Origin of the sequence: Maribacter sp. Asnod1-A12 (assembly GCF_045063735.1) — a bacterium.
In the GTDB taxonomy this organism is placed as follows: domain Bacteria; phylum Bacteroidota; class Bacteroidia; order Flavobacteriales; family Flavobacteriaceae; genus Maribacter.
In genome coordinates, this window is sequence record NZ_JBEFNZ010000006.1 from 498,334 (window position 1) to 515,062 (window position 16,729).

The window sequence follows — 16,729 nt, forward strand, 5'->3', positions numbered from 1 at the left end:
AAAAGCCTTTCTCGAAAGAAAGGCTTAATTATATATTTCAATTAGAAATTAATCTAATTTGAAAGCCTTTTCTTGTGGGTAGTAAGCTGTGCTTCCTAATTCTTCTTCTATACGAAGTAATTGGTTGTACTTAGCCATACGATCCGATCTTGAAGCTGAACCAGTTTTTATTTGACCTGTATTCAATGCAACAGCTAAATCAGCAATAGTATTATCTTCTGTTTCTCCAGAACGGTGAGACATTACTGAAGTATAACCAGCGTTTTTAGCCATATTTACAGCAGCAATAGTTTCCGTTAAAGTTCCAATTTGGTTTACTTTAATCAATATTGAATTAGCAATACCTTTTTCAATACCTGTAGATAGACGTTCAACGTTAGTAACGAATAAATCATCACCTACTAACTGAACCTTATCACCAATTTTATCGGTCAAAGATTTCCAACCATCCCAATCATTTTCATCCATACCATCTTCAATAGAGATTATAGGATATTTAGCACTTAAATCCGCCAAGTATTGAGCTTGCTCTTCAGATGTTCTAATTACACCAGATTCTCCTTCAAATTTAGTGTAGTCATATTTTCCATCAACAAAGAATTCTGCTGCAGCACAATCTAAAGCGATCATTACATCGTCACCTAAGTTGTAACCTGCATTCTTCACTGCTTTTGCTATAGTATCCAAAGCATCTTCAGTACCACCTGCAAGGTTTGGAGCAAATCCACCTTCATCACCTACTGCAGTACTAAGACCACGATCGTGTAATACTTTTTTAAGGTTGTGAAAAATCTCTGTTCCCATTTGCATTGCATGTGTAAAGCTTTTTGCTTTAACCGGCATTACCATGAACTCTTGAAACGCGATAGGCGCATCTGAGTGAGAACCACCATTTATAATGTTCATCATTGGTACAGGTAACGTATTAGCGCTAACACCACCAATATATCTAAAAAGAGAAAGACCTAATTCATTTGCAGCAGCTTTCGCAGCAGCTAATGAAACACCTAAAATTGCGTTAGCTCCTAATTTAGATTTATTTGGTGTACCATCTAAATCTATCATAGTTTGATCTAAAAGATTTTGATCAAACACACTCATCCCTAAAATCTCTTCTGCTATAATACTATTTACGTTATCAACAGCTTTACTTACACCTTTACCCATGAAAGATTTACCACCATCACGTAATTCAACAGCTTCATGCTCACCAGTAGAAGCTCCAGAAGGAACCGCAGCCCTACCCATTACACCATTTTCCGTAACTACATCTACTTCAACAGTTGGATTACCTCTAGAATCTAAAATCTGCCTTGCGTGAACATTTAATATAATACTCATTTTAATCTTTTTATATGTTGTTTGTAAGAAGTAAAGATACAAAACAGGGAAATCACTGGGTTTGTTTACACCCAACATTTCCCAATTAATTAATGTTAATTTAAACTATTTCGTTATGTTTTGAACTTTTCTCAATTAATTTGAAAAAATCATCAAAAAGGTAATCAGCATCATGGGGACCTGGACTTGCTTCTGGGTGATATTGAACAGAGAATACATCCTTATTTTTCATATGAATACCAGCAACCGTCTTATCATTAAGATGTGTATGCGTAATTTCTAAATTCTCATTAGCCTCTGTTTCTTCCCTATTAATTGCAAAGCCGTGGTTTTGAGAAGTAATCTCTCCTTTACCTGTAATCAAATTTAGTATTGGATGATTAATACCCCTATGTCCATTATGCATTTTATAAGTTGAAACTCCGTTTGCCAAAGCTAAAACTTGATGACCCAAACAAATACCGAAAAGAGGCTTATCTGTTTGTATCATTTTTTTAACTGCAGTTATGGCATTAACCAAAGGCTCTGGATCACCAGGACCATTAGAGATAAAAAATGCATCAGGATTCCAAGAGGACATTTCTTCAAAACTACTGTTAAAAGGAAACACTTTTACATAAGCTCCACGCTTAACTAGATTTCTTAAAATATTCTTTTTAATACCTATATCAAGTGCTGCAATTTTGAAAGTAGCATTTTCATCACCTACAAAATAGGGCTCTTTCGTAGAAACTTTAGAAGCCAACTCTAGTCCTTCCATACTAGGCACTTCACTTAATTGTTTTTTTAAGTCCTCTATGTTATCTATGTCCGTAGAGATTACAGCATTCATTGCTCCATTATCTCTAATATAACTAACTAAGGCACGTGTATCTACATCAGAGATTGCAAATAATTCATTTTTATCTAAAAATCCTTGCAAACTATCATCTGCCAAAGGTCTAGAATATTCATAGCTAAAATTTCTACAAACTAATCCAGATATCTTAATAGACTCAGATTCAACTTCATCTTTATTTACACCATAATTACCAATATGTGCATTAGTAGTTACCATAATTTGCCCAAAATAAGAAGGATCAGTAAAAATCTCCTGATAACCTGTCATTCCCGTATTAAAGCACACTTCTCCAAAGGCAGTACCTTCTTTATCGCCAACAGATTTTCCATAAAAGATAGTACCATCTGCAAGTAATATAATAGCTTTTCTCTTTGCCTGATATTTCATTTTAGTCTTATAATTTATTCGTTCACAAAAAAACATAAAAAAAGGATAAGCTAGAAAGCTTATCCTTTTTCATTATTAATATTTATCGACAATTTTATTCCTTAGAATCATCTGTCTTAGCTTCTGTTTCTGTTTGAGCTTCTTCAACTTTAGTTTCTTTCTCTGCAGAAACCGCAGCAGCATCACTACCACCTGATCTTCTACTTCTTCTAGTAGATTTCTTCTTAGGCTTACCAGCATTATACAATTCGTTGAAATCAACTAATTCTATCATTGCCATATCAGCATTATCACCTAAACGATTACCTAATTTGATAATTCTAGTATAACCACCTGGTCTATCAGCAACCTTTTCAGATACTACACTGAACAATTCCGTTACAGCATACTTATCACGTAGGTTCTTAAAAACGATACGTCTGTTATGAGTACCTTTCTCAGAACTAACATTATTTTCCGCTTTTGATTTTGTAATCAAAGGCTCAATAAACTGCTTTAAAGCTTTAGCTTTAGCAACTGTAGTGTTGATTCTTTTGTGCTCGATCAAAGAACAAGCCATGTTTGCTAACATTGCTTTTCTATGAGCAGTCTTTCTACCTAAGTGGTTAATTTTTTTACCGTGTCTCATGTTTTAATTTTATCATCTTGCTACCAAACTCGACAGAACGAGGAGCAAAATATGATTATTTAATCTTTATCTAATTTGTATTTTGATAAATCCATACCAAAACTTAATCCCTTATTAATAACAAGTTCTTCAAGTTCAGTTAAAGATTTCTTACCGAAGTTTCTAAACTTCATTAAATCATTCTTATTGAAGGAAACTAAATCTCCTAAAGTATCTACTTCAGCAGCTTTTAAACAGTTAAGAGCACGAACAGAAAGGTCCATATCCACTAATTTAGTTTTCAACAATTGTCTCATGTGTAAAGACTCTTCATCATAAGTTTCAGTCTGAGCAATTTCATCAGCTTCTAATGTTATACGCTCATCAGAGAATAACATGAAGTGATGTATAAGAACTTTTGCTGCTTCAGTTAAAGCATCTTTTGGATGAATTGATCCATCTGAAGATATTTCAAAAACCAATTTTTCATAATCGGTTTTTTGCTCTACACGAAAGTTTTCAATACTATATTTTACATTCTTAATTGGTGTAAAAATAGAATCAACAGCTATTGTACCTAATGGTGCACCAGATTTCTTATTTTCCTCTGCAGGAACATAACCTCTACCTTTTTCAATAGTTATCTCCATATTGATACTAACTTTAGCATCCATATTACAAAGAACTAAATCTGGATTTAAAACTTGATATCCAGAAATAAACTTTTGAAAATCACCAGCAGTTAATTGATTCTTACCACTTACAGAAATTGAAACAACTTCAGCTTCAGAATCTTCTATTTGCTTCTTGAAACGAACTTGTTTCAAGTTTAATATAATCTCTGTTACATCTTCAACAACGCCAGGTATGGTAGAAAACTCATGCTCTACCTTATCAATCCTAACCGAAGTAATTGCATGACCCTCTAAAGAAGATAGCAATACTCGTCTTAATGCATTCCCAACAGTTAATCCATAACCAGGTTCCAAAGGGCGAAATTCGAACTTCCCTTCGAAATCAGAGGAATCGATCATTATTACTTTATCGGGTTTCTGAAAATTAAATAATGCCATAATTGGATCGGTATTGTTTATTTAGAGTATAACTCCACGATTAATTGTTCTTTGATATTTTCTGGAATCTGTAATCTTTCAGGAATACTAACATAAGTACCTTCCTTCTTCTCACTGTTCCAAGAAATCCACTCATATACTGCACTACTAGCAGCTAATGAATCTTGTATACTTTGTAATGATTTAGATTTTTCTCTAACACCAACAACATCACCTGCTTTTAATGAGTAAGATGGTATATTAACCAACTCTCCATTAACTGTAATATGTCTATGAGAAACTAATTGTCTTGCACCACTTCTAGTTGGAGATATACCCATTCTAAAAACTACGTTATCTAAACGAGACTCACATAACTGAAGTAAAATCTCACCAGCAACACCTTCTTTTCTCTTTGCAGTTTGGAATAAGTTTCTAAATTGCTTTTCTAAAATACCGTAAGTATATTTAGCTTTTTGCTTCTCCATCAACTGAACAGAGTACTCAGACTTCTTGCCTCTTCTTCTGTTGTTTCCGTGTTGTCCTGGAGGGTAATTCTTTTTTTCGAAAGATTTATCATCTCCGAAAATTGCTTCGCCGAATTTACGAGCGATTTTTGATTTTGGTCCTGTATATCTTGCCATTTTCTTTTGATTTGAAAGTGAGATTATGAATTAAGGCTTATCCTTCGATAATCGTAACTACACTTTCGGTGAAATATAATAGTAATTAATTAAACTCTTCTTCTCTTAGGAGGTCTACATCCGTTGTGAGGCATTGGAGTAACATCGATAATCTCAGTTACTTCGATACCAGCATTATGTAAAGATCTGATTGCAGATTCTCTACCATTACCTGGACCTTTTACATATACCTTAACTTTTCTTAAACCTGCTTCATGAGCAACTTTAGAACAATCTTCTGCAGCAACTTGTGCAGCATAAGGTGTGTTTTTCTTAGACCCTCTAAAACCTAATTTACCGGCAGATGACCAAGAAATAACATCTCCCTTTTTATTTGTCAAAGAGATAATGATGTTGTTGAAAGATGCACTTATGTGCGCCTCACCTACAGAATCAACTATAACTTTACGTTTCTTGGTAACTTTAGTATTTGCCTTTGCCATACCTAATTATTATTTAGTTGCTTTCTTCTTGTTAGCAACTGTTTTACGCTTTCCTTTTCTAGTTCTAGAGTTGTTTTTGGTACGTTGACCTCTTAAAGGCAAACCTGACCTGTGACGAATACCTCTATAACAGCCAATATCCATTAAACGCTTAATGTTCAACTGAGTCTCTGAACGTAACTCACCTTCAATGGTAAATTCAGAAACAGCTTCCCTGATACGACCTATTTCATCATCATTCCAATCAGAAACCTTAGTATCTTCGCTAACTTGGGCTTTACTCAATATTTCTTGTGACCTACTTCTTCCAATTCCGAAAATATAGGTTAAGGCGATAACGCCTCTCTTTTGTTTTGGTATATCTATACCTGCGATTCTTGCCATAATTACCCTTGTCTTTGTTTAAATCTAGGATTCTTTTTGTTGATTACGTACAACCTGCCTTTTCTGCGAACAATCTTGCAGTCGGCACTTCTCTTCTTAACTGATGCTCTTACTTTCATCTTGTATCTTAGTATCTATATGTAATTCTTGCTTTAGTAAGGTCATATGGACTCATCTCCAATTTAACCTTATCTCCAGGTAATAGTTTTATATAGTGCATACGCATCTTACCTGATATATGCGCGGTTACCACATGTCCATTCTCCAATTCTACACGAAACATTGCATTTGATAATGCTTCAATGATAGATCCATCTTGTTCTATTGCTGCCTGCTTAGCCATAAATTATGCTACTTTTCTATTTTTACCAGTTTTCATTAAGCCGTCATAATGTCTATTCAACAAATACGAATTAACTTGTTGTACCGTATCTATAGCAACACCCACCATAATTAAAAGTGAGGTACCACCGTAAAATAACGCCCATCCAGCTTGAACATCCATCAACTTTACCACTATCGCCGGTAAAATAGCCAGCAAAGCTAAGAAAATAGATCCAGGTAACGTTATTAATGACATAATCTTATCTAAATAATCTCCAGTTTCTTTTCCTGGACGAATTCCAGGGATAAAACCACCACTTCTTTTAAGGTCATCTGCCATCTTATTGGTAGGAACCGTAATTGCAGTATAAAAATATGTGAAGATTATAATCAATATTGCGAAAAGCAAATTATAAGCCCAACCAAAAATATCGCTAAACTGTACTTGCATCCATTGACCAAATGAAGTATCATCAAAAGCTCCACCTATCATACCCGGTACAAACATTATTGCCTGAGCAAAGATTATTGGCATTACTCCTGAAGCGTTTAATTTTAATGGAATATACTGTCTAGAACCCATGATGTTTTTCTCATATCCACCAGAAGCGGTTCTTCTTGCATATTGCACAGGAATTTGTCTGGTAGCCATTACTAACAGAATACAAGCCAAGATAACTAGGAACCAAACAATTACTTCAATTAATATGAACATTAGCCCACCATTATTATTAGTAGTTCTTGAAATAAATTCTTGAACGAACGACTGAGGCATTGTAGCGATTATACCTATCATAATCAAAAGTGAAATACCATTACCAATACCTTTATCAGTAATTTTCTCACCTAACCACATTGCAAACACAGTACCTGTCACCAATATAATAACAGCTGGAACCATAAAATCCAATCCTTTCCCTAATAAGAAAGCACTATCCCTTACACCAAAAGCCTCAAGACCATACAAGTATGCAGGAGCTTGAACAATACAAATACCGATAGTCAACCATCTAGTAATTTGATTAATAGTCTTACGACCACTTTCTCCTTCTTTTTGTAATTTCTGAAGATAAGGAATTGCAATACCCATTAATTGAACTACAATAGATGCAGATATATAAGGCATGATACCTAATGCAAAAACAGAAGCATTAGCAAACGCTCCTCCTGTAAATGCATTTAAAAGACCAAAAATACCTTGATCAGTACTATCCGTTAGACCACCTAATTGTGTTGAATCTATACCTGGAAGTACAATTTGACAACCAAAACGGTAAACCAATAAAAGACCTAATGTTATAAGAATTCTATTTCTTAGCTCTTCTATCTTCCAAATATTGGATATTGTATCAATAAAATTCTTCATGCTCTCGTTTATGCTTACAAACTTATTGCTTCACCACCTGCCGCTTCAATAGCTGCTTTGGCAGATGCTGTAAATTTATGTACTGAAATTTTAAGAGATGCTTTTAATTCACCATTTCCTAAAATTTTCACTAAATCGTTCTTACCAACTAAACCATTCTCAATCAAAAGATCTAAAGAAACTTCATTGGTTATAACTTTGTTATCAACAAGCTCTTGCAACTTTTCTAAATTGATACCTTGGTAGCTCTTACGATTGATATTCGTAAAACCGAACTTAGGTACACGACGTTGCAAAGGCATTTGACCACCTTCAAAACCAATTTTCTTAGAATAACCAGATCTTGATTTTGCTCCTTTATGACCTCTTGCAGCTGTTCCTCCTTTTCCAGAACCCTGACCTCTTCCAAGGCGTTTTCCGTCTCTATTCACTGAACCTTCTGCAGGCTGTAAATTATGTAAACCCATTTTATTCTAAATTTAAGCTTCCTCAGTGGAAACTAAATGTTTAACTTTATTTATCATACCAAGAATGTTAGGTGTATCATCATGTTCTACAACCTGACCAATTCTTTTTAAACCAAGAGCCTCTAAAGTCCTTTTTTGATTTTGAGGTTTCTTAATTCCACTTTTTAACTGTGTAACTTTAATCTTTGCCATAATTTTCCTCTTAACCTTTAAACACTTTTTCTAAAGAAACACCTCTTTGTGTAGCAATAGTTTTTGCATCTCTAAGTTGTAATAAGGCATCAAATGTAGCCTTTACAACGTTATGTGGATTGGATGAACCCTGAGATTTAGATAATACATCATGTACACCTACAGATTCTAATACTGATCTTACAGCACCACCAGCAATAACTCCGGTACCATGAGATGCAGGCTGAATATAAACTCTTGCACCACCAAATTTACCTTTTTGCTCGTGAGGTAAAGTTCCTTTATTTAAAGGAATACGAACTAAATTCTTCTTGCCATCTTCAATTGCCTTTGCAATTGCAGTAGCAACTTCTTTTGATTTACCTAAACCGTGACCTACAACACCATTCTCATCACCTACAACAACAATTGCAGAAAAACCAAATGCTCTACCACCTTTTGTTACCTTAGTTACACGTTGAATACCAACTAATTTATCTTTTAAATCTAAACCACCTGGTTTAACAGTCTCTACGTTTTTATATTTTTGGAACATACTAGTATATTAGAATTTTAGTCCTGCTTCTCTTGCACCATCAGCCAAAGATTTTACTCTTCCATGATACAAATTACCCCCTCTATCAAAAGCAACTTTATTTAAGCCAGCTTTAACAGATTTCTCAGCGATTGTTTTACCAACCAAAGCAGCAATCTCGGTTTTATTTCCTTTTACTTTTGCAATATCCTTATCTCTTGAAGAAGCGGATACTAAAGTGACTCCTTTAACGTCGTCTATAACTTGAGCGTAAATTTCGCTGTTACTTCTAAATACAGATAATCTTGGTTTAGCTGCAGTTCCAGAAGAAACCTTACGTATTCTACGTCGGATTCTTAATTTTCTTTGTGTTTTTGATAATCCCATAACATCCTTTATTAAGCTGATTTACCAGCTTTTCTTCTTAATATTTCACCTACAAACTTAATTCCTTTCCCTTTGTACGGCTCCGGACTACGGAAAGATCTAATCTTTGCTGCTATATGACCAACTAATTGCTTGTCATGAGAAGTAAGCTTTACAATAGGGTTTTTACCTTTCTCAGATATAGTTTCAACCTTTACCTCTGGGGCAAGATCAAAAACAATATTATGAGAAAAACCTAAAGCCAAATCAAGTTTTTGACCTTGATTACTTGCTCTATATCCTACACCTACTAATTCTAATTCTTTGGTCCATCCTTTAGATACACCTTCTACCATATTGGTGATAAGTGATCTATATAAACCATGCTTTGCTTTATGGTCCTTAGAATCAGATGGCCTTGTAACGAAAGCCTGTCCGTCTTCTACTTTAACCGATACTCCTGAGAACTCTTGAGTCAACTCACCTAACTTTCCTTTAACAGAAATGATATTGTCGTTGATTTCAACTGTAACCCCTTCAGGAATTGCGACTGGATTATTACCTATTCTAGACATTTTCTAAATCTTTTATCAATTAATAAACGTAGCATAAAACTTCACCACCAACTTTCTCTGCCTTAGCCTGCTTGCTAGTCATTACACCATGAGATGTAGAAACGATTGCAATACCCAAACCATTCAATACACGAGGTAAATCTTCGTTACCCGCATATTTTCTAAGACCAGGCTTACTTATACGCTGTATTTTCTTGATAACAGGTTCTTTTGTAAGCTTATCATACTTCAAAGCTATTTTTATAGATCCTTGAACTTTGCTCTCTTCGAACTTGTAACTCAAAATATATCCTTGGTCGAATAATATTTTAGTAATTTCTTTCTTTAGATTCGACGCAGGAATTTCAACAACCCTATGTCCCGCTCTACTCGCGTTTCTAACTCTCGTTAGGTAATCTGCAATAGTATCTGTTACCATATGTATATAATTCGGAAACGGTTTTCAGCACTTAAGCCAAACCTGAACCCATTAATAATTCTTTACTTACCAGCTAGCTTTCTTAACACCTGGTATTAAACCAGCGTTAGCCATCTCTCTGAATTTTACCCTTGAAATACCAAAAGTTCTCATGTAACCTTTAGGTCTTCCAGTTAACTTACATCTATTATGTAAACGTACCGGAGATGCATTTTTAGGTAATCTTTGTAGCGCTTCGTAATCACCAGCTTCTTTTAAAGCTTTACGTTTCTCAGCATAAACTGCTACAGTTCTTTCCCTTTTTCTCTCACGGGCTTTCATTGATTCCTTAGCCATACTAATTCTTTTTAAAAGGTAAACCTAATTCTGTTAATAATGATTTCGCTTCTTTGTCTGTATCCGCAGAAGTTACAAATGTAATATCCATACCGTTAATTCTATTGATTTTATCAATATTAACTTCAGGAAATATAATTTGCTCCGTTACACCCAGGTTATAATTTCCACGACCATCAAAACCAGTAGCTTTGATACCTTGAAAATCTCTTACACGTGGTAACGCAGAAGTAACCAAACGGTCTAAAAATTCGTACATACGCTCACCTCTTAAGGTAACTTTAGCACCAATTGGCATACCTTTTCTTAATTTAAAGGCAGCAACATCTTTCTTAGACATAGTAGCAACGGCTTTTTGACCCGTTATCATAGTCATCTCATCTATTGCATGGTCAATAAGTTTCTTATCAGCAACAGCAGCTCCTACACCTCTACTCATTACTATCTTCTCTAACTTAGGAACCTGCATTACATTACTGTAACCAAACTCTTCGGTAAGGGCAGCTACTATTCGCTCCTTATACTCTTTCTTTAATCTTGCAACGTATGCCATAACTAAATTACTTCATTGGATTTTTTGGAAACCCTAACTTTTTTACCATCCTTAATCTCGTAACCTACTCTTGTTACATCGCCAGTTTTACTGTCGATCAACGCTAAATTAGAAATATGGATTAAAGCTTCTTTTTTTACAATACCACCTTGAGGGTTTTTAGCACTAGGCTTCTCATGTTTAGATACCATATTGGCACCTTCAACGATGGCTTTATTTTTCTCAAGATTTACACGCATAACTTTACCTTCGGTACCTTTATGGTCACCAGCAGTAATTCTTACCGTATCTCCTGTTTTGATTTTTAACTTTTTCATCTTGTCCGTTATATTATAATACCTCTGGGGCCAATGATACAATCTTCATGAACTGCTTATCCCTAAGCTCTCTTGCTACAGGTCCAAAAACACGAGTTCCTCTCATTTCTCCGGCAGGATTCAATAACACACAAGCGTTATCATCAAATCTGATATAAGACCCATCAGGTCTTCTAACCTCTTTCTTTGTACGAACTACAACAGCAGTTGAAACCGCACCTTTCTTGATACCTCCGTTTGGAGTTGCTTCTTTAACAGTAACAACAATTTTGTCACCTATTGAAGCATATCTTCTTTTGGTACCACCAAGAACACGGATAGTTAAAACTTCCTTTGCCCCTGTGTTATCCGCTACTTTTAGTCTAGATTCTTGCTGTAACATAACTTATTTAGCTCTTTCTAAGATTTCTACTAATCTCCAACATTTGGTCTTACTCATAGGTCTTGTTTCCATGATCTTTACAGTATCACCAATGTTACAATCGTTCTTTTCGTCATGTGCAACATATTTCTTTGTCTTCAAAACGAATTTACCGTACATAGGATGTTTTACTCTTTTTACTTCAGCAATAACAATAGATTTCTCCATTTTATTACTAGTAACAACTCCTACTCTTTCTTTTCTTAAATTTCTTTTCTCCATAAAGCCCACCAGTTATTGGTTCTCCCTATTAGTTAATTCAGTAGCTAATCTTGCTACCGTTCTCCTTACTTTTCTAATCTGAAGCGGATTTTCTAACGGAGTTACAAAATGTGCCATTTTCAAATCTGCATGCTGCTTCTTGTACTCGGCCAATTTCTCCGTAAGTCCTTCCACAGACATTTCTTTAATCTCTTGTTTTTTCATTATTACTTACGTTTAATTTCCAGCCTCGTAATCACGAGCTACAATGAATTTTGTTTTTACAGGAAGTTTCTGAGCCGCTAATCTTAAAGCTTCTTTTGCTACTTCCATAGGAACTCCGGCCACTTCGAACATAATTCTACCTGGCTTAACCACGGCTACAAAATATTCTGGTGCACCTTTACCTTTACCCATACGTACTTCTAATGGCTTTTTGGTAATCGGCTTGTCTGGAAATATTTTAATCCACAATTGACCTTCTCTCTTCATAAATCTAGTAGCAGCAATACGAGCAGCTTCTATTTGGCGTGAAGTCAAAAATGCAGCATCATCAACATTCTTTATACCGAACATACCATTTGAAAGTTGGTGTCCTCTTCCAGCAAGACCTTTCATACGGCCTTTCTGCATCTTACGGAACTTTGTTCTTTTCGGTTGTAACATTACTTTAGTTCTTTAAAAAATTACTTTCTACGACGTTGTTTTCTTCCACCTTCTTGCTTACCACCTTTGGAAGAATCTTTTTTCATCCCTACTAATGGAGATAATTCTCTTTTACCATAAACCTCACCTTTCATAATCCAAACTTTAATACCAAGCTTACCATATGTAGTTTGAGCTTCTTGCAAAGCATAATCAATATCTGCTCTAAAAGTAGATAATGGAATTCTACCATCTTTATAAGATTCAGAACGTGCCATTTCAGCACCATTCAATCTACCAGAGATTTGAATCTTTATTCCTTCGGCATTCATACGCATTGCTGCGGCGATTGCCATTTTTATCGCTCTTCTAAAAGAAATTCTACTTTCTATTTGACGAGCAACACTTGCCGCTACTAAATTAGCGTCAAGCTCAGGTCTTTTTATTTCAAAAATGTTGATTTGAACCTCCTTATTGGTGATCTTTTTCAACTCCTCTTTTAATTTATCAACTTCCTGACCACCTTTACCGATAATAATACCAGGTCTAGCAGTTGTAACAGTAACCGTGATTAATTTAAGAGTACGTTCAATTATAACTCTTGAAACACTAGCTTTAGAAAGTCTGGCATGAATATACTTACGTATTTTATCATCCTCAGCCAATTTATCTCCGTAATCGTTTCCACCATACCAGTTAGACTCCCAACCTCTTATGATTCCTAGACGATTTCCTATTGGATTTGTTTTCTGTCCCATCCTAGTTTTCTGTTATGTTTTTTGAACCCAAAACCAATGTAACATGGTTTGAACGTTTTCTAATTCTATGTGCTCTACCTTGTGGAGCAGGACGCAATCTTTTCAACATTGCACCACTATCTACTCTAATCTCAGCAACAATTAAATCAGCATCTTCTAAATTTGCCTCTTCATTTTTTGCTTGCCAATTAGCCAAAGCTGAAAGTAATAATTTCTCTAACTTTCTAGAAGCTTCTTTAGGATTAAACCTTAATATAGCTAAAGCTTGTTCTACCTTTACACCACGAATTAAATCTGCAACTAAACGCATTTTTCTAGGTGAAGTAGGACAGTTATTCAACTTAGCGAAAGCTACCATCTTCTTCTCGGCCTTTATTCTTTCGGCCATCTGTTTTTTACGAACTCCCATAGCTTACTTTTTTCCTTTGTTTTTCGCACCCGCATGACCTCTAAAAGATCTAGTTGGTGAAAATTCCCCAAGTTTATGTCCTACCATGTTTTCTGTTACAAAAACAGGTACAAATTGTTTTCCGTTGTGAACCGCTATTGTCATCCCAACAAAATCAGGAGTAATCATAGATGCTCTAGACCAAGTTTTGATTACCGATTTTTTACCGGATGATACACTTTGTTGGATTTTTTTCTCCAAACTATAGTGAACGTAAGGTCCTTTTTTTAGTGAACGTGCCATTTCTTTCTACTTTTTTATTTCTTTCTACGTTCTATTATATACTTGTTGGTGCTCTTGGTCTTAGAACGAGTTCTGAATCCTTTAGCAGGTATTCCGTTTCTCGATCTTGGATGACCACCTGAAGCTCTACCTTCACCACCACCCATTGGGTGATCGACAGGGTTCATAGCTACCGGTCTAGTTCTAGGTCTTCTACCCAACCATCTACTTCTACCAGCTTTACCTGATACCAATAATTGATGATCCGAGTTAGATATAGCACCAATAGTTGCCATACAACCAGAAAGAATTAATCTAGTTTCACCAGATGGCATCTTAACAGTAACAAATTTACCGTCCTTCGCCATAAGTTGAGCAAATGTACCAGCACTACGAGCCATAACAGCTCCTTGACCAGGTCTTAACTCAATACATGAAATTATAGTACCTAACGGAATTTCGCTTAACGGCAACGCATTACCAATCTCAGGAGCTACTGTAGCACCAGCAGAAACCTGCTGATCAACTTGTAAACCATTCTGAGCGATTACATAACGCTTCTCACCATCTGCATATTCCAAAAGAGCAATAAATCCAGTTCTATTTGGATCATACTCAATAGTCTTAACAGTAGCAGACACATCTTGTTTGTCTCTCTTAAAATCTATTACACGATACCTTCTTTTATGACCTCCACCTTTTTGGCGTATGGTCATCTTTCCTTGACTGTTTCTACCTCCCGACTTTTTTAACGGAGCAAGCAAGCTTTTCTCCGGCTTATCAGCAGTAATGGCGTCAAATCCATTTACTACTCTAAAACGCTGTCCTGGAGTGATTGGTTTTAATTTTCTAACTGACATTTCTTGTCTTTATAGATTACTGTAAAAATCGATAATATCACCTTCTACAACATCAACAATTGCTTTTTTAATAGCATTTGTTTTTCCATGCTGTACACCAGTTTTTGTATATCTGGATTTTCTTGAAGGACCGTAATTCATTGTACGAACCTTCTTCACAGAAACACCATAAGTAGCTTCAACCGCATCTTTAATCTGCAACTTGTTAGCCTTAGGGTCAACTACGAATCCATAACGGTTATTCAACTCGCTATCAGCAGTCATCTTTTCCGTTATAATTGGTTTTATCAACACACTCATGATATTATTGTTTATTTAAATTCGATTCAATTCCTTCTAAAGAGCTTTCTAACAACACCACACTATTAGCATGAAGAATTTTGTAAGTACTTAATTCTGAGTTAGTTATAACTTCTGAGCCTTTAAAATTACGCGAAGACAAATATACACCTTTATTTGAATCACCCAACACTATTAAAGACTTTTTATTCTCAAGACCTAAAGTCTTTAAAACCTGAACAAAATCTTTAGTTTTAGGAGTGTCAAAATCAAAGTCTTCAACTACTAAAATTGCATTCTCTTTAGACTTTAAAGTCAATGCAGATTTTCTTGCCAAACGCTTTAAGTTTTTATTTAACTTTTGACTATAATCTCTAGGTCTAGGGCCAAATATTCTACCACCACCTCTAAAGACTGGAGATTTAATACTACCTGCTCTCGCAGTACCAGTACCTTTTTGTTTCTTAATTTTTCTAGTACTACCAGCAATCTCAGCTCTTTCCTTTGCTTTGTGCGTACCTTGTCTCTGGTGAGCCAAATACTGCTTTACATCTAGGTAAACTGCATGATCATTAGGCTCTATAGCGAAAACATCATCAGAAAGGTTTGCCTTTCTACCTGTGTCTTTTCCTTTAATATCTAAAACTGCTATCTTCATTACTCTACCTTTGTATGGTTACATAAGCATTCTTATGGCCCGGAACACAACCTTTTACTACTAAAAGATTCTTTTCTGGAACTACTTTTAAAACTCTAAGGTTCTGAACCGTTACACGATCAGTACCCATTCTACCGGCCATTTTCATACCTTTAAATACTCTTGCAGGATATGATGCAGCACCAATAGAACCAGGAGCTCTAAGTCTGTTATGCTGACCATGAGTTGCTTGACCAACTCCACCGAATCCGTGACGTTTTACAACACCCTGAAAACCTTTACCCTTAGATGTACCAATAACATCTACGAATTGTCCTTCAGCAAAAACATCAACACCAACAGTGTCACCTAATTTAAATTCACCTTCAAAATCTCGGAACTCAACGACTTTTTTCTTAGGAGAAGCACCTGCTTTTTTAAAATGGCCTAATTCAGCCTTAATAGCACGACTTTCTGCCTTGTCATCGAAACCAAGTTGAAGGGCACTATACCCGTCGACCTCTTCGGTTCTGACTTGGGTAACTACACATGGTCCAGCCTGTATAACGGTACATGGAATGTTTTTTCCATTCTCGTCAAAAATACTGGTCATGCCTACTTTCTTTCCTATTAACCCAGACATACTTATTTATATTAATTATTACTTATTAAATTCTATTCAAAAAAATAGGGTCAAAATAATTTAACCCTAAATTATTTTTTCCGTTTTTCCCTCGCACGCAGCTTAGGACATGTTATCCAACCCATTAAGGATTAGATTGTGAATTACACCTTAATCTCTACTTCTACACCACTTGGAAGCTCTAACTTCATAAGTGCATCAATAGTTTTAGATGAAGAGCTATAAATATCCAATAACCTCTTATAAGAACTTAATTGGAACTGCTCTCTAGATTTCTTATTTACGTGCGGTGAACGCAATACTGTAAATATCTTTTTATGTGTTGGTAAAGGAATTGGTCCTGTTACAACAGCACCGGTAGTCTTTACCGTTTTTACAATCTTCTCAGCAGACTTATCCACCAAATTGTGATCGTAAGATTTAAGTTTTATTCTAATTTTCTGACTCAT

At 35.4% G+C, this 16,729-nt stretch carries 31 protein-coding genes; all 31 read right to left on the reverse strand.

Annotated features, from left to right (window positions below; translation table 11 throughout):
* Positions 1–48: 48 nt before the first annotated feature.
* A complete protein-coding gene (gene eno, locus ACJJVP_RS02145) occupies positions 49–1,341 on the reverse strand; it encodes a phosphopyruvate hydratase (RefSeq protein ID WP_036157781.1) in 1,293 nt (430 codons plus the stop codon).
* Between the two features lie 100 nt (positions 1,342–1,441).
* Positions 1,442–2,569 carry a glutamine-hydrolyzing carbamoyl-phosphate synthase small subunit gene (carA, locus tag ACJJVP_RS02150; RefSeq protein ID WP_405410413.1) on the reverse strand — a complete coding sequence of 376 codons (1,128 nt, stop codon included), beginning with the start codon at positions 2,567–2,569 and terminating at the stop codon, positions 1,442–1,444.
* Positions 2,570–2,663: 94 nt separating this feature from the next.
* Complete coding sequence (gene rplQ / locus ACJJVP_RS02155; protein ID WP_405410414.1) at positions 2,664–3,197, reverse strand: 50S ribosomal protein L17; 534 nt, start codon at positions 3,195–3,197, stop codon at positions 2,664–2,666.
* Between the two features lie 59 nt (positions 3,198–3,256).
* On the reverse strand, positions 3,257–4,249 hold the full coding sequence (locus ACJJVP_RS02160) for a DNA-directed RNA polymerase subunit alpha (protein ID WP_036152173.1): 993 nt from the start codon (positions 4,247–4,249) through the stop codon (positions 3,257–3,259).
* Between the two features lie 17 nt (positions 4,250–4,266).
* A complete protein-coding gene (gene rpsD, locus ACJJVP_RS02165) occupies positions 4,267–4,872 on the reverse strand; it encodes a 30S ribosomal protein S4 (protein WP_396632095.1) in 606 nt (201 codons plus the stop codon).
* Between the two features lie 89 nt (positions 4,873–4,961).
* The gene (gene rpsK / locus ACJJVP_RS02170) at positions 4,962–5,354 is read right to left on the reverse strand and encodes a 30S ribosomal protein S11 (RefSeq protein WP_036152169.1); all 393 of its coding nucleotides are present in this window, start codon (positions 5,352–5,354) and stop codon (positions 4,962–4,964) included.
* A gap of 9 nt (positions 5,355–5,363) precedes the next feature.
* Positions 5,364–5,738 carry a 30S ribosomal protein S13 gene (gene rpsM, locus ACJJVP_RS02175; RefSeq protein ID WP_036152167.1) on the reverse strand — a complete coding sequence of 125 codons (375 nt, stop codon included), beginning with the start codon at positions 5,736–5,738 and terminating at the stop codon, positions 5,364–5,366.
* A gap of 2 nt (positions 5,739–5,740) precedes the next feature.
* Positions 5,741–5,857, reverse strand: a complete 117-nt coding sequence (ykgO, locus tag ACJJVP_RS02180) for a type B 50S ribosomal protein L36 (protein ID WP_013305171.1) — start codon at positions 5,855–5,857, stop codon at positions 5,741–5,743.
* Between the two features lie 8 nt (positions 5,858–5,865).
* Positions 5,866–6,081 (reverse strand): translation initiation factor IF-1, encoded by a 216-nt coding sequence (infA, locus tag ACJJVP_RS02185; protein ID WP_013305172.1) that lies wholly within the window; start codon positions 6,079–6,081, stop codon positions 5,866–5,868.
* 3 nt (positions 6,082–6,084) lie between these two features.
* Positions 6,085–7,428, reverse strand: a complete 1,344-nt coding sequence (gene secY / locus ACJJVP_RS02190) for a preprotein translocase subunit SecY (RefSeq protein WP_036152165.1) — start codon at positions 7,426–7,428, stop codon at positions 6,085–6,087.
* A 14-nt stretch (positions 7,429–7,442) separates the two neighbouring features.
* The gene (rplO, locus tag ACJJVP_RS02195) at positions 7,443–7,895 is read right to left on the reverse strand and encodes a 50S ribosomal protein L15 (RefSeq protein WP_036152163.1); all 453 of its coding nucleotides are present in this window, start codon (positions 7,893–7,895) and stop codon (positions 7,443–7,445) included.
* A 12-nt stretch (positions 7,896–7,907) separates the two neighbouring features.
* On the reverse strand, positions 7,908–8,087 hold the full coding sequence (rpmD, locus tag ACJJVP_RS02200; protein WP_036152161.1) for a 50S ribosomal protein L30: 180 nt from the start codon (positions 8,085–8,087) through the stop codon (positions 7,908–7,910).
* Positions 8,088–8,097: 10 nt separating this feature from the next.
* Positions 8,098–8,622 carry a 30S ribosomal protein S5 gene (gene rpsE / locus ACJJVP_RS02205; RefSeq protein WP_058103817.1) on the reverse strand — a complete coding sequence of 175 codons (525 nt, stop codon included), beginning with the start codon at positions 8,620–8,622 and terminating at the stop codon, positions 8,098–8,100.
* A 9-nt stretch (positions 8,623–8,631) separates the two neighbouring features.
* Entirely contained in the window at positions 8,632–8,988 is a 357-nt protein-coding gene (gene rplR / locus ACJJVP_RS02210) for a 50S ribosomal protein L18 (RefSeq protein ID WP_405410417.1), read from the reverse strand.
* An 11-nt stretch (positions 8,989–8,999) separates the two neighbouring features.
* Positions 9,000–9,542: a 50S ribosomal protein L6 gene (rplF, locus tag ACJJVP_RS02215; RefSeq protein ID WP_036152156.1), complete on the reverse strand. Its 543-nt coding sequence runs from the start codon at positions 9,540–9,542 to the stop codon at positions 9,000–9,002.
* A gap of 19 nt (positions 9,543–9,561) precedes the next feature.
* Positions 9,562–9,960, reverse strand: a complete 399-nt coding sequence (gene rpsH / locus ACJJVP_RS02220; protein ID WP_036152154.1) for a 30S ribosomal protein S8 — start codon at positions 9,958–9,960, stop codon at positions 9,562–9,564.
* Between the two features lie 66 nt (positions 9,961–10,026).
* Positions 10,027–10,296, reverse strand: a complete 270-nt coding sequence (gene rpsN / locus ACJJVP_RS02225) for a 30S ribosomal protein S14 (protein ID WP_027064816.1) — start codon at positions 10,294–10,296, stop codon at positions 10,027–10,029.
* 1 nt (position 10,297) lies between these two features.
* Entirely contained in the window at positions 10,298–10,849 is a 552-nt protein-coding gene (rplE, locus tag ACJJVP_RS02230; protein ID WP_036152150.1) for a 50S ribosomal protein L5, read from the reverse strand.
* 2 nt (positions 10,850–10,851) lie between these two features.
* Positions 10,852–11,166 carry a 50S ribosomal protein L24 gene (rplX, locus tag ACJJVP_RS02235; RefSeq protein WP_036152148.1) on the reverse strand — a complete coding sequence of 105 codons (315 nt, stop codon included), beginning with the start codon at positions 11,164–11,166 and terminating at the stop codon, positions 10,852–10,854.
* A gap of 13 nt (positions 11,167–11,179) precedes the next feature.
* Entirely contained in the window at positions 11,180–11,548 is a 369-nt protein-coding gene (gene rplN, locus ACJJVP_RS02240) for a 50S ribosomal protein L14 (RefSeq protein WP_027064819.1), read from the reverse strand.
* A 3-nt stretch (positions 11,549–11,551) separates the two neighbouring features.
* Positions 11,552–11,809, reverse strand: coding sequence for a 30S ribosomal protein S17 (rpsQ, locus tag ACJJVP_RS02245; protein ID WP_027064820.1), 258 nt, complete (start codon positions 11,807–11,809; stop codon positions 11,552–11,554).
* 12 nt (positions 11,810–11,821) lie between these two features.
* Positions 11,822–12,013, reverse strand: a complete 192-nt coding sequence (gene rpmC / locus ACJJVP_RS02250; protein ID WP_036152146.1) for a 50S ribosomal protein L29 — start codon at positions 12,011–12,013, stop codon at positions 11,822–11,824.
* Between the two features lie 12 nt (positions 12,014–12,025).
* Positions 12,026–12,454, reverse strand: a complete 429-nt coding sequence (gene rplP / locus ACJJVP_RS02255) for a 50S ribosomal protein L16 (protein WP_036152144.1) — start codon at positions 12,452–12,454, stop codon at positions 12,026–12,028.
* Between the two features lie 20 nt (positions 12,455–12,474).
* On the reverse strand, positions 12,475–13,191 hold the full coding sequence (gene rpsC, locus ACJJVP_RS02260) for a 30S ribosomal protein S3 (RefSeq protein ID WP_036152143.1): 717 nt from the start codon (positions 13,189–13,191) through the stop codon (positions 12,475–12,477).
* A 1-nt stretch (position 13,192) separates the two neighbouring features.
* Positions 13,193–13,600: a 50S ribosomal protein L22 gene (gene rplV, locus ACJJVP_RS02265; protein ID WP_036152141.1), complete on the reverse strand. Its 408-nt coding sequence runs from the start codon at positions 13,598–13,600 to the stop codon at positions 13,193–13,195.
* A 3-nt stretch (positions 13,601–13,603) separates the two neighbouring features.
* A complete protein-coding gene (gene rpsS, locus ACJJVP_RS02270) occupies positions 13,604–13,882 on the reverse strand; it encodes a 30S ribosomal protein S19 (protein ID WP_036152139.1) in 279 nt (92 codons plus the stop codon).
* A gap of 14 nt (positions 13,883–13,896) precedes the next feature.
* Positions 13,897–14,721, reverse strand: a complete 825-nt coding sequence (rplB, locus tag ACJJVP_RS02275; RefSeq protein ID WP_405410421.1) for a 50S ribosomal protein L2 — start codon at positions 14,719–14,721, stop codon at positions 13,897–13,899.
* Between the two features lie 9 nt (positions 14,722–14,730).
* Complete coding sequence (gene rplW, locus ACJJVP_RS02280; RefSeq protein WP_036152136.1) at positions 14,731–15,021, reverse strand: 50S ribosomal protein L23; 291 nt, start codon at positions 15,019–15,021, stop codon at positions 14,731–14,733.
* Positions 15,022–15,025: 4 nt separating this feature from the next.
* On the reverse strand, positions 15,026–15,658 hold the full coding sequence (gene rplD / locus ACJJVP_RS02285) for a 50S ribosomal protein L4 (RefSeq protein WP_036152134.1): 633 nt from the start codon (positions 15,656–15,658) through the stop codon (positions 15,026–15,028).
* 4 nt (positions 15,659–15,662) lie between these two features.
* Complete coding sequence (gene rplC / locus ACJJVP_RS02290) at positions 15,663–16,280, reverse strand: 50S ribosomal protein L3 (protein ID WP_036152131.1); 618 nt, start codon at positions 16,278–16,280, stop codon at positions 15,663–15,665.
* Between the two features lie 143 nt (positions 16,281–16,423).
* Positions 16,424–16,729, reverse strand: a complete 306-nt coding sequence (gene rpsJ, locus ACJJVP_RS02295; protein ID WP_007094989.1) for a 30S ribosomal protein S10 — start codon at positions 16,727–16,729, stop codon at positions 16,424–16,426.